Origin of the sequence: Acetivibrio mesophilus (genome assembly GCF_004102745.1) — a bacterium.
Classification (GTDB): Bacteria; Bacillota; Clostridia; order Acetivibrionales; family Acetivibrionaceae; genus Hungateiclostridium; species Hungateiclostridium mesophilum.
Map to the genome: position 1 here is coordinate 13,674 of NZ_RLII01000017.1, position 14,107 is coordinate 27,780.

A 14,107-nucleotide genomic window follows, 5' to 3' on the forward strand; every position below is an offset into this window, starting at 1 on the left:
TTATCTACCCTCCTTTTCCAGTTTTTCATACTTCCTACATATACTCTGCTTAGCCCTTTGTATTTTCATCTTTGCAGCTTCGGGCGAGATACCTAATATATCGCCGATTTCTTTAAAGGAAAAATCCTGTATACATCGCAAAAGCAATGCTGTTTTCTGATCCTCTTTAAGGTCGTCAATAAGTCTAATTATTTCCCCTCGCCGTTCCTTCATTTCGTAGGCTATCTCAGGATAATCACAAAAGTTTGCAGGTAGTTCCGGTACGTTTGTGTAATAGTCAACATTTTTTATACCTTTTACTTTTCTGTATTCACTTCTAAGAGTGTTTATAGCTATTCGGTAAATCCAAGTGGAGAAACTCCATTTATTGTTGTATTTATACAGGTTCTTATATACCTTTATAAACACCTCCTGGGTTATTTCCTCTGCGTCCTCTGGGGAGGCCGTCATTTTTGAGAGAAAATTTATTAACTTGCCCTGGTATAACCTTATCAATTCCTCAAAGGAATTGATATTGCCTTTTAAAGTACTTTCAACCAACATGTTGTCTCGTTCTTTGCTCATAGTTATCACACCAACCATATGCTATTCTCTTCAAAAAGCTTATACGCCTTATCCTAAAGGATAGTAAGATGCTTTTCGAAAAGATATAGTTAATTATAAAATCGTACGATTCTCATCATTTATGTGATGCTTTTATATCATTATACGCATTAAATTGCCCACAGTAACGGCAAAAATATTTTATTTTTTTATTTCCTTGAGAAATCATGTGATATCTATTTATTGAATATAAATTTGTCCAAGTAAAATACCAACCTAAAGTTCAAGAGTTTTAAATCTTAGCCATCGTTATTATTGGCAGTACTTACGCAAATTTTAACCTTGACAAGTACGTAGCGTTATATTATTTATAGTGGGACCAATAGACACGTATTATATAAGTTTGTAACCTTTTTATATATTAAGTGTTTTATATAATAAGTGGACTATATTGCAAGGAGAGAATATGAATCAGGATTTTGAACTGTTTTATTTACAAACAAGTAGCTTGGTATACAGCTTTTTTATATCACGGGTGTCATCAAAGCAAGATGCGGAGGATTTGGTTGCAGAGGTTTATTATAAAGCCTTTCGAAATGTTAATTCTAAAACAAAGCTGACAAAGGCTTGGATTTTTACCATTGCCTCAAACTTATTAAAGAATTATTACCGAGATCGAAAACCGATGGAAGATATTCAAGATATTGTTATGGATGTAAATGAGGTTGAAGATGCGATTATATCTTCGGAAAGGGCAAAAGAATTGGTGATGGCTGTAAATAAGCTTTCTTATGATGATCAATTATTGGTTTCACTCCGGTATTTTGCTCAGTTACCTTACAGAGACATTTCGAAGGTTATGAATATATCTGTGGCGGCCGCTAAGACACGTATGTCCAGATGTCTTGCAAAATTGAAAGAGCTGCTTTAGGAAAGGAGATAATATGGCAAAGCATAGAATTCACAGAGAATTGAAGAATGTAAAAAAATATCTTCCTGTTGATGAAAACTTTTTACATAAGTTGCACGAAGACCTTTCTGACCTTGAACTGTTGAAAAAAAGGAGTAATAACCGTATTCCTAACTTTATTAAATTTGCTGTTAGTATATCTTGTTGCCTTGTAGCTTTGATAATATGCGTTTTTGTTATGCCTAGGTTGGGAATTGGTGGGGATAAACTACCTATCAACCCTGAGATTACTGATTCTTCAGTTGCAGAGAATGATCCATCTTCAGAAAAAGAAAATGCCTTGCATGAATTTGGGGACCTATTGGTAGTATGTGCTGACGATAAATTCGGATTTATGAATTTATCGGGAGAAATGGTTATAGAGCCACAGTTTGACTATGCATCTGAATTTAACGAATATGGTGTGGCTACTGTCATGAATTATATTAATGGCCGAAAAACCTATGGCCTATTGGGATTAAATGGGTTGTTGACAGACTTTAACCTTTGGGATATTGGTGACTTTCATGAAGGACTAGCAAAGGCAAAGAATAAAGAGGGGAAATACGGTTTTATAGACACTACCGGGAAGTGGGTTGTACAGCCTATTTATGACAATGCGATGGATTTCTCTGAAGGAATGGCAGCGGTAGGACTGTTTTCGGAAACTGAACGGTGGGGCTTTGTTGATAAAAACGGTAATGTAATTGTTGAACCTCAATATCAAAGGGTTAAGAGCTTTTCTAATGGTTTGGCATTTGTTGAAGAGCAAGGTAGCTGGCAAATATCCCTCAAACACTATATTGATAAAACCGGCGATAAGGTGATAACACTTCCTTGGAATTTGGTACTTGATTCATCAAGTTTTGATGATGATGGAACTGCAATTGTTCAGAAGGTTAGTGAAGAAGATATGTCTATTGGTATGGTAGGTGTTATAAACAGGCAAGGAGATATAGTGCTACCCTTTGATTATAGCTTTATTTCTGAAGCAACCGATGGGCTAAGACTAGCTTCTCCCGTTGATAAATCAGGAAGCAATTTGTGTGGTGTAATCGATGAAAAGGGTAATTGGGTTGTAGAACCAAAGTACTATGAGGTGAGTAGCATTAAAAACGGGTTGATTACAGCAACTGTACTAAAAGACGGTCGACCGCATAGTGGTATATTAAAGGTTGATGGAACATGGTTATACGAACCAATACATTACAGTGTGTTTTCTTTCAAAGACGACATGGTAGTTTTTGTTGAGGAAAGGGGATATCACGGAGTAGGTGTTGTAATGTCTTTATATGACCTGAAGGGAAACCAGTTGTTGGGCGGTAGAAAATTCAATCAAATCGAAATCCTGTCCAAAGACTATATACGCTGCGGCACTGATGTTGATACTGCTAAGGGCATAGTATCATGGAGTATATTTACCCCTGACGGTAATGAGTTTATGCCCGGTACTAATATGCGTACGGCACACTTAATGGATGATGGGAATGTTCTGGCAACCGTTTTGAAAGAGGACGAATTCTACACCGGATTGGTGGATCCAAAAACGGAGAAGTGGATTATTGAGCCTATATATTATAATGTTATTAAGTATTCCGGTGGAGTTGGTGTCGGCATTAGAAAGATTAAAGAAAAATGTACAGAGGAAACGATTGTTTTTGTTGCGGAGGTATTCGATAGCCTAGGGAAAATTAAATACACATCAAAGGAACAATCTACATCTCTTGATATTTTTCAAGGAAATAGGTTTACATCTTCCGATGTTCTACAAATGGCAGAAGATAAAGCAGAGGAAGAGATCAAGTAGTGGCTTGAAATATAAACCAACCATCCTTGACCGAAAACCGGAATACACCACCGTACTTTTCCACGATATGGGCCATGCTTTTTGTGCCAAAGCCATGACCTTGCTCTTTTGATACAGGGAGGCCCTGATGGAAAATCGGTTCTGTCTCATAGCGATTGCGAATGTCAAAGCACAGCTTTTTATTCTTGGAAAATATCCGCAGTTCTATGATACGTTTATCGCTGTCGGCTATTTGTTCCGAGGCTCGTATGGCATTTTCCAATGCGTTGGATAAAAGGGAACAAAGCTCGGTGTCACTGAAGGGATAAGAGCTAGGCAGCTTTGCATCTATGGTCAACAGGATTTCCGATTGTTTTGCTTTGGCGGCAAAAGAGGACAAAATCAAATTGACGGTTTCGTTTTCACAAAAGCGTATAGGCGTGATGGCGTCTAAGTCAGACTGGACATTCTGTAGATATTCTTTGATCTCTTCCATATTTCCAGAGGATGCCATACTCTGTAGAAGAGCAAAATGATGACGCATATCATGTCGGTAGGATGCTGTAATCTGCTGCATCTTCCGTAGCGATTCAAATTCTTTTTGCACGTGCACAAACTGAGTATCCAGAATATCCCGTTCCCTTTGGATGCTTGCCTGTTTTTGCGTTTCGGCATAGTACAGGAGGACAAAAACAAAGTAGAATGCCGATGTTATGAAGGGCATGAACTGTATAGCTACTCGGGAGCCACTGTACATAAAGTCGGTGTAAACAGTGGTGGAATATTCGAACAGATAATAAAAAGCCGGCATAGCACCGAAAAGCAGGCAGGAACTAACAGAGCGTTCCATCAGATGACAAACAGACTTCACGGCATATTTTTGCAGGAAGTAGTATATCAGAAAAGCAGCTGTAATATAGCCGATATGGTCCATGGAGACACTGTTAAAAACTTCGCCTATAGAAGTACCAAACCAGCGAGGGAGTTGATAGCACAGAAATGATGCAAATACACTGGTTAGTGAAATCAGCAATGGACGCTTTAAATATGTAAATATAAAAATAGCAAGCGGTAAATGGGAAAGCAGAGGATATAATTTAACCGTCGCAACCATACCCCATATTTGCAAGCAGATAAACTGCAAAATAAATAAAACTATGGTTAAGCTTCCAACTGCTATATAGTTTTTCCGTGTGCGCTCCATTCCGGCAAAACTAACAGCTATTGCTGCACCGAACAACAATGAAATAAAATAACGAGAGAATGCAATGGCAGTTTCTATCATTTGATTATTACCCCTCCATTTGATAATTCAGATACTGCTGTTTAATTTCCTTTGCCTTTCCTTGGGCGATAGGAATAGAAGTAAGGGTTTGTAAAGTCAGTTGATGATTTCCTATGGCATCTATATACTGCATATTCACAATATAGGAGCGATGGGTCTTAAGAAAACGCCCGTATTTCAGGAGATTATTGCAGACAGTAGAAAAAGATTCTGTGCATTCGATTACCCTTCCGGATATTAGGTGGTACAGCACATTTCTCCCAATAACTTCTGCATAAACTATATTTGAGATTAATATTTTTTGAAGGCCATCATTGCTCTTTACGATAATAGCATCCTCATTGCTTTTGGATTCTATCTGCTCAAGCAGACCGTCAAAGGTTAAAAATAATTTCTCTTGCGAGATTGGCTTTAATACATAGTCAGTGGCCTTTACGGAATAACTTTCCAACGCAAATTCAGATGATGAGGTAAAAAATAAAATCGGCGCGACTTTGTCAAACCGACGGATTTCATTTGCCAAATCGATGCCTGTAAAGCCCGGCATCATAATGTCCAAGCAATATATATTAAACCGCTTTCCCTTATCTAAAGCTGAAACCAGCTCAAATCCGTTTAAGAAAACTGTGTATTCAAAATTCAAATGCTTTGATAATTTATATTGCTCTAAAAGATGTACCATATTGGATAGATCGTTCATATTATCATCACAAAGTGCAAGCAGTAGCATGATGAATATTCCTCCATTTTCTCATTATTCATTTGAACACAGAAATTGGATATACTACATTATTTCATGTCGAAAAAAAAATGATTCATGCAAAAGTCATATTTTTTCGATAATAATTGATACAATTAATTCATTAAGATTTTTTCTTAATATAAACTAACATATAGTATTTCGGTAATATGTCAAGGTAGTTTTAAGGAAACAAAAAATTTTTTGAATACGAAACCTTGATCTTCGCACAGCGGAGTAAAGCTAATCTTACAGCTTTACGAGCATGGTATTATATAAACTCAGATAGGTATTTTCTGAGCTTGTCAGTGGTTTGAACAAAACGACATCAAAGTAACTTATCGTCAACAGAGCCTACAAGTTTATCGAGTGGTGGCCGCAAAATGGTCACGGTCTTTATGTTTCTTAAATAAAATGAAATTTGATTTGCTATGCAAATTATGAAATCAATTTTCCAGTTAAATACTGGTTATTAAAATAATTAATGCATGAGCACTGGTGAGTCGTGTATGAGATTATTATACGAGAGGAGAAGTTTACATGAAAAGATTACCAGCACTTATTCTAGCACTGACATTTTCTTTTAGCCTTGTGGGCTGCGGAGGAAATGAAATCGCTACAGACGCGGCAGATTCGGAAGTTACACTCGTTAGCAGGAAAGCAAATTCCATCACCTTACTTGTTCCCAGTGATTTTAGCGAATTTCAAGAGGTAGACGGCTATGCCGCTGCTCAAGCTAAAGGTGCCAGCATTGTAATAACTCCTACTATTGAGAGGGATGTAGCTATTGAAAACATTACCGAAGACTATATGATTGATTTGGTAGATGACGGATATTCTAATATCAATGTGTTGAAATTTGATAATGCTGCTACCATTGCCGGCGTAGATGCTGTGTACTTCCTGTTCACAGGTGATGGTAATACCAGCGATAATAACAATACCGTTTGTTATATTACTCTATTCTTTTCCATAGACGGTCAAGCTTGTGCGCAAGAGATTGCCTTTACGTATAACACAGGGGCCAATACCTCCCTGGAGACCAATTTAAGCGATATTATCAATAGCATCTCTTTGGATTAATATGCTTTACATTGTATGCAGATGCCATAGAGGAAAAAGGAAATCCAAATCTCTTAAGCAATTCCTTGGAGTATCAACAAGTACACCAAATTTTGCACTACTCGTGGCTACAGAAATCAAAAGCTAATCGTCAGCGCTCCCGGACAAAAGAGCGATAACGGCACAAAGGTTATTGTTTGCTCCCATACCGGTTCGGCACCCGAAAACGCAAAGTTGCTTTTTACTCCTGCAAACTGAGAGTAAACATATTGATATCCGCAAGAAAACAGACGGAACAGGACTTTGCGATGTGTTACAAAAATAAATACTAGAAAGGAAGTTTGAAATGAAAAAACGATTGATAGCTATTTTCATTCTAGTGACCATGTTGTTCACTATGCTTCCTGCGGAGGCAATGGCTGTTATGGCCGATAAAGTCAATACAGCCGCCAATACAGTTCAAGGGAAGAAGTATGAAAATCCCTTTATCGATGTACCACAAGGGAGCTGGTATTATGATGCGGTACTATATTCACGCATCAATGGATTCTTTAGCGGTACCAGTGCAAATACCTTTAATCCCGATGGGACAATGACCCGAGGCATGTTTGTTACCGTGCTGGGACAAATGGCTGGTGTGGATGAGACAATATACAAGGGACAGTCTGATTTCAGTGATGTAGCGTCAGACGCTTATTATGCTCCCTTTGTAGCATGGGCCTCAAAGCATGGTATCACTGCCGGTGTTGGAAATGGTAAATTTGACCCGGATGGCATCGTAACACGGGAGCAAATGGCCGTGTTTTTTGTGTGCTACTTTGAAAAGTTTGGTGTGGATTTTGACACCGGAGCCAATATTACAACTGTTCCGGCAGATTTAGACACAGTATCGCCATGGGCTAGAGAGATGGTTTTAAAGCTCTGGAGAACTGGTCTGCTAGCCGGTGACGGTACAAACTTCAATCCTTCAGGAAATGCAAGTCGTGCGCAGGCAGCTACGCTTTGTATGGTTACCGATAAGGCAGTAAAGGTTTGGTACAGGGAGCCTGGCGTTCCGTCTGACAGAGTGAGCATTGATCCGAAGGCAGAACAGAAGCCTGAGACATCGGATTCTTCCACCGAAAATACTGGCAGCGAAAGCAACACCGGTGATTCTAGTAGCGGACGCAATACGGGCAGTTCCAATAACGGAAGCAAGACAAATTATTATAAGGTAACTTTTATGATTGACTCTACAAAGGAGGAGAAGTTATATCAAAAAGATATCTTGCTAAGCAGCCTGCAAGGTCCTGGATTGCTCTCCGGAAAGGTATTTTTAGGCTGGTATTATGATGCGGAATATACTAATCCTGTAGCCGGCAACGATAGGTTAAACTCTGATATTACACTTTACGCAAAGCTTACGGATGGTATTGCTTTAGATGAAGGCGGTATCCCCAATTTCGTAAGTGCGTTGGATCAGAAATCGAGTTTTACCGTTGCTGTGAAAAAGGCTGATAGTGCACCAATTGTCGGAACCGATTTTAAATTCCGCAATATTACCTCCCCGGACAAAACACCCGAAGGGGCGGTTGCTGAGGAGGATTTGGCAAATATTGAAAGCGTCAAGGTCGAAGGTGGCAATGGATTGTGGATCATATCCTCTGCAAACGGAGGATTTATTCCCGGGCATACCTATCAAATTGAATTGATCAATGATGATGTGATTTATGAAGACAGTGCCGAGGCTTTTGAAGATTTAAAAGCAATCAATGGATATGATATTGCCCAGGTACGTTTCTTCAACTTCAGTATCGAAAAGGATGGAACTCTGAATCTGAAGCTGGACGGCGGTATAAAGTATATTCCAGTAGATAAACTGAGTAAGGCTGATGGGATGAACTTGATGGAATATGCCGGTCTATATCTGGCCAGCACCGATGAACAGGGTAATACTACCTATACAGCAAGCAATGGCAGCGGAAGCTTTACATACACTGGCACCGAAGATATACAGGTGGGTGATACGGTTGCTGTTTATTCCGGCACTAAGCCCACAGAACGTTTGCCTGAAAAAGGAACGGAAAACAAAACCAATAACGGCGATGTTTCCTATGTGAAAATTACTGACATCGATACAAGCACCTATTACTATGTAGCAGCTGAAGCGGAGGATGTTATCTTTACGCCAGATGTGTTGCCTGTTGATGTGGATAATGGTGACGGAACCACCGGATGGAAAGAAAAAGGCACATCGGTGGTTATCGACAACAGTAAGTTAGACTTCTCTGACACAAAATTTGAAATCGTGGGTCTAAGTGCTGAGACCACCGTGGATGTTGGTGACTTTTTGGTGTTTTATACCGGTGACTTTGGAGATGACAACGCACAGGATATAGCATACGGTGAAATTACGAAAATCACATCTAATGAAGATGGTACCACTACCATCACATATAAAGAGGTAAAAGAAGATAAGATCATGTCTGCCATGGATTTGTACGACGAAAAGCAGCTTAGCGAAGCAGAGCTCACGGAAGTCATTAATAAGAAAAAGAACGAGATACAAGAAATTGTCGAGGCACAGCTGATGGAGAGCAACTTCTTTGATGAAGCCGGTGAATATCTTGCAGAGCTAGCTCTCCAAACTGACGAAGTTCGGGAAGTCTTTGGGGATGGATTGACTTTGTCCAACTGTACTATCACCTATGCTGACGGTACACCTCTTGGTGCAGATGAACTGACACTGATGGGCAACATAATAGACAAGGATCAAAAAGGCAAAAAGCCACAGGTTTCCTTTAGTATTTCAACCAAAACAGCCCATTTTGATCCGAAAGTTGTAGGAACAGGGGTACGTGTGGAAGTTGCAGTAGCGTATGAATTCAAGATTCAGAGAAAAGGCAATAACAATATCATGGAAGTCAATCTGACTGCCTTCTTCGAGCAGGAGTTTACTTTCGGTTTCAACGTTAGTGGTGGTGCTGTTTGGAAATGGAAGTGGAAGATTATTCCTTACATTTCCGACTATCGCTTGACCGGTAACCTAGACATTGGCACATACACTGGTATTGGTATCACAGCCACTGCTAAGTTGACTCAGGACAAAGAACCTTGGGGAATGCCATGGCCGAAAAGTGCCAGGGAAGCGGCTGCTACCAAAAAAATCTTTAGCCTGAGTGAATCTATTAAGGAGTTGATGGAAGAAATTGAGACCGTCCTCCCGGAAGAAGAAGCCACTGCCAGCGGTGGACTAGCTGAGAAATATGCACGGTTTATGGAGGATGCCAATGAGGAGTGGGTAGATCTGGTCTCAGTTAGCATTTTAGACTTACGCAGTGCGGTGGATCCTCTCCATATCCTTGCCTTTGGTCTTCAGGTAGATTTTGTGGTTTCTGCCAACCTGAATGTGGCTATTGGAATGACCTTCCAATATGAGAACTTCAAGCGTCACTCCTTTACACTCCTTGTTTTAAGTAAGAAGGGGGAAAATGAAACTATCGACTTGTCTACCAATGGCTACCAGTTCGACTTCTATGTCATGGGTACTATTGGTATCAGGGCTGGTGTCCGAGTAAAGGTTACGGCAGGGCTCTTCAGCACAAAACTGGCCGCTATAGGGTTACAGTTTGAAACCGGGGCCTACGCCCGAATGTGGGGTTACTTCTATTATCATCTGGAAAACTGGAAGGTAAAAGGTGTATGGCAGAAAAATAGCGGTTATTCCGGTGCTCTTCTTGTCGAAATTGGTGCGTATCTGGATGTGAAGTTTATTGCTGAGGCTCTCAATGGAAAATACTCCTACACTCCGTCCATCTATACAAAAGAGTGGCCATTATGGTCGGCCGGACAACGGGAAAATGTCTATGACTTTGCCTATGAGGATGACCCGACTTTCAATATTTTGAATGTTGATACTTACACCCTTCCTAAGACTGTCTTCGATATGTATTGGATGGATCTTAAGACCGGTGAAATAGAGGACAAGATTAAAAACTTCGATAGCAATACTGCGCCAAAGGGTGATGACGAAGCATATTTTATTGTGGAGTTGTCCAACCCGGCGTTTAGCTATAACCCTGTCAATAATAAAATTACTATAAACACCTCTTCAGGTGCAGTAACTCAAAGTTCTGAAATGAAGATCATATGGAAGGGTACATCCCTGTCCACATCCTCTGAGACTCTTAGTAGAACCATCAAGCTCAACTGGAGTAACGAGGCAAATGCCGGTACTATTGCTTTTGACTCCAATGGAGGTTCAGCTGTTCAAATGCTTCGTTTACTTGCAGGAACGGCTCTCAGCGGTAAGATGCCTGCAGCGCCTACAAAACTTGGTTATACCTTTGCCGGATGGTATACTGATAAAGAATTAAACAATGCTTTCACAGCTACTACCATGCCAAAGGGCAATACCACACTATATGCCAAATGGACACCGAACGATGCTAGCTACATTGTGGAGCATTATCAAAAGACTCTGGACGGTCAATATGTATTGGTAGAAACCGACAAGACTAATAAGGGGAAAGTAGATGCGCAAACTAGTGCTGCACCTAAGTCCTATGTCGGCTTTACTGCACAGAGCATAAAGCAGCAAACCATCGCTCCCGACGGTTCTACCCGAGTTGCTATTTACTATGACCGCAATCTGTACGATTTAAAATATGTATATGGTAACGGAAGTAACGATGTTGCATTAAAAGTGCCCTACGGAGCTGAAATAGTAAAACCTTCAAATCCTACTAAAGAAGGATATAGCTTTGCCGGTTGGGATGCAGATATCCCTGGCACAATGCCTGCAAAAGCGATGACATTCACTGCAAAGTGGACAGCAAGCACAAATACTCGATACGCAGTGAAGCACTATAAACAAGAACTGAACGGTGAATATGTGCTGGAACAGGTGGATGGAATGTTCGGAACCACAGGAGAAAATACTTCTGCCAAAGCAAGAACATACACCGGATTTACAGCTAAGAAATTTGACCAAAAGACTATTATGCCTGACGGAAGCACTGTTGTGGAGATATGCTATGATCGTAATACTAATAGCCTGTCATGGAATGTGAATGGAGGAAATTCTCTGACAGGAGAATATACCTACGGAAATGTGATATACGGTACAACTATTAAGTTGCCTGATACACCTAGTCGTACCGGTTACTCATTTGTCGGATGGTATAAAGATGAAGCGATGACTTCACCATTAGAGGATAAAGCAACAATGCCCGATGTTTCACTTATTCTTCATGCTAAGTGGAAGGTGAATCAGTATAAAATTACTTTCGATAGTAGCGGGGGTAGTACAGTAGCAGCTATTACACAGGATTACGGCACAGTAGTTAAAGAACCTACAGCACCGACTAAGGCAGGCTATACTTTTGCAGGTTGGAAGCTGAATGGCGCAGATTATACATTTACTTCTATGCCTGCTGAAAATATCACCCTGATTGCCGAGTGGACAGCTCTCAGTAATATACAATATACTGTAGAACATTATATGGAGAGAATGAACGGAAGCTATCCTTCAACTCCTGATGAAACAGATCATTTGTACGGCAGCACCGGAGCTGTGGTGAGCGCAAATGCCAAGGGTTATACCGGATTTACCTATGATCCTAATGTAAGTGGTACAATTTCCTCCGGCATAGTTAAGGAAGACGGTAGCTTAGTATTGAAGTTGTACTACAAACGAAACAGTTACAATTTATCATGGGATGGTAATGGTGGTAATGTTGATACCACAGGAGCAACCACAGGAAGTGTGAAGTATGGTGCGACTATTATCAGTCCTACAAATAATCCTACAAAAACGGGTTATACCTTTAAAGAATGGTCGGGATATGACAATAACATGACTATGCCTGCGAAGGATATAACATTTACTGCTGAATGGAAGGTAAATCAGTATAAAATTACTTTCGATAGTAATGGGGGTAGTGCAGTAGCGGCAATTACCCAGGATTACGGTACAGCAGTTAATGCTCCTGCAGATCCAACTAAAGGAGGTTATGTTTTTGCTGTCTGGAAGTTGAATGGTGTAGATTACACATTTACAACAATGCCAGCTGAAGATATCACTCTGGTCGCTGAATGGACGATTGATATCAATATTCCATATACTGTGGAATACTATATGGAGAAACTGGACGGAACCTATCCTTCAATGCCTGATGATACTGATCACTTGAAGGGAATGACTGGAGCTGTGGTGAATGCAAATGCCAAGGGTTATACCGGATTTACCTATGATCCTAATGTAAGCGGCACAGTTTCATCCGGTATTGTTGCCGAAGATGGTAGTTTGGTATTAAAGTTGTTCTACAAACGAAATAGTTATAATGTAACATGGAATGGCAATGGCGGGGATGTGGATACTACCGGCGCAACCACTGGCAGTGTTAAGTACGGTGCGGCAATTGCCAGTCCAGTTAATAATCCTACAAAAACAGGATATAACTTTAGTGGATGGTCCGGATATGCTGTAAACATGACCATGCCTGCAGAACATATCACATTTATTGCTAGTTGGACAGCAAAACAATACACCATTACTTTTGACAGTGACGGCGGCAGTGAAGTGGCAGCAATTACGCAGGATTACGGTACAGTAGTTAAAGCACCTACAGCACCAACTAAAGCAGGATTTAAATTTGTGGGCTGGCAGTTAAATGGAGAGAATTATACCTTTACCACCATGTCTGCAGAGGATATCATATTAGTGGCTGTATGGGATGAGGTACCTACCTATACAGTAACCTTTGATGCCAACGGTGGTACGGTTGATCAAACCGACAAGTATGTATATGAAGGCGAGACTTATGGTGAGATGCCTGTTCCAACCAATGGTGATAAGTTCTTCCTTGGATGGTATACAGCAAAAAGTGGTGGAACTAAGGTCACCAGCGAAACAGTTGTTGAGCTTGCTGCTAATCATACCTTGTATGCTTGTTGGGCTGATACAGGTTTTACCGGAAGTGTTAATCCGAATTTGACAATTTATGTTGCCGGAGTAAAAGTAACTACTGAGAATATGAATGATATTCTTGGAGACGGTTCCGGAAGCGTGCAATTTGATCCTAATTCAACGGTTGTTACTACAAGCGGAAGTGTTTCTAATGCTGGTAATCTGTATCTTAACAACGCAACGATATCAGGAACAAGTTACTACTCATCAAATAATGCAGCTATTTATACTTCACATTCCATGACTATTGTTAACAAAGGTAATAGTACTGTGACAAACACATTTGATGATCTTTATACAAGTAATAATGTTTATGGTATCTATATAAGCGGCATTGCAAACATTAAAGGTTCCGGTACTTTGACTGTTACCAGCGGACAAGGAGGAAACAAATTTAACTGTGGTATTCGAACTGGCCTTTCGGGAGCTCACTTAACTATTACTGGAGTCAAAGTGGAAGTGTTTGCAGGTACTGCTGGAAGTAATGGCAGCAGCTATGGTGCGTGTGTTGGACCACTAGATATGGAATATAAGCTATTTTTGAACGAAGCTACTTTGGAAGCTCATGGCTATGATAGCGCGGTATATTGTGGTGATCCTAATTTCCCTTATACGGGCTTCCTTACAGCGGTTAATACCTATATTGGCGGTACCGACTACTATGGTACAGACGCAGAATCTATAACACAGACTGAAGAATATCAGTATCGGAACTACAAGTATATATTTGCTACAGTTCAATAAAGCTTTAAATTGAGGCGGGGGAGACCCCGCCTTTTAAAGCTTTTGGTATG

At 40.3% G+C, this 14,107-nt stretch carries 7 protein-coding genes; 4 read left to right on the plus strand and 3 right to left on the minus strand.

Annotated features, from left to right (window positions below; translation table 11 throughout):
- A complete protein-coding gene (locus EFD62_RS11915) occupies positions 1-582 on the minus strand; it encodes an RNA polymerase sigma factor (protein ID WP_069195313.1) in 582 nt (193 codons plus the stop codon).
- 427 nt (positions 583-1,009) lie between these two features.
- Here EFD62_RS11915 and EFD62_RS11920 point away from each other — a divergent pair, with 427 nt between their 5' ends.
- Both EFD62_RS11920 and EFD62_RS11925 read left to right on the plus strand, forming a co-directional pair.
- Positions 1,010-1,474, plus strand: a complete 465-nt coding sequence (locus EFD62_RS11920) for an RNA polymerase sigma factor (RefSeq protein WP_069195312.1) — start codon at positions 1,010-1,012, stop codon at positions 1,472-1,474.
- Between the two features lie 13 nt (positions 1,475-1,487).
- A complete protein-coding gene (locus EFD62_RS11925; protein WP_128706188.1) occupies positions 1,488-3,299 on the plus strand; it encodes a WG repeat-containing protein in 1,812 nt (603 codons plus the stop codon).
- On the opposite strand, the gene EFD62_RS11930 is transcribed toward EFD62_RS11925, so the two are convergent.
- Both EFD62_RS11930 and EFD62_RS11935 read right to left on the minus strand, forming a co-directional pair.
- Positions 3,292-4,563, minus strand: a complete 1,272-nt coding sequence (locus EFD62_RS11930; protein WP_069195310.1) for a sensor histidine kinase — start codon at positions 4,561-4,563, stop codon at positions 3,292-3,294. The two genes, EFD62_RS11925 and EFD62_RS11930, sit on opposite strands and share 8 nt — an antisense overlap.
- A 7-nt stretch (positions 4,564-4,570) precedes the next feature.
- A complete protein-coding gene (locus EFD62_RS11935; RefSeq protein ID WP_069195309.1) occupies positions 4,571-5,293 on the minus strand; it encodes a LytR/AlgR family response regulator transcription factor in 723 nt (240 codons plus the stop codon).
- A gap of 549 nt (positions 5,294-5,842) precedes the next feature.
- On the opposite strand from EFD62_RS11935, the gene EFD62_RS11940 reads away from it, so the two are divergent.
- The gene (locus EFD62_RS11940; RefSeq protein ID WP_128706189.1) at positions 5,843-6,385 is read left to right on the plus strand and encodes a hypothetical protein; all 543 of its coding nucleotides are present in this window, start codon (positions 5,843-5,845) and stop codon (positions 6,383-6,385) included.
- 325 nt (positions 6,386-6,710) lie between these two features.
- The gene (locus EFD62_RS11945) at positions 6,711-14,057 is read left to right on the plus strand and encodes an InlB B-repeat-containing protein (RefSeq protein WP_128706190.1); all 7,347 of its coding nucleotides are present in this window, start codon (positions 6,711-6,713) and stop codon (positions 14,055-14,057) included.
- The last annotated feature ends 50 nt before the right edge of the window (positions 14,058-14,107 follow it).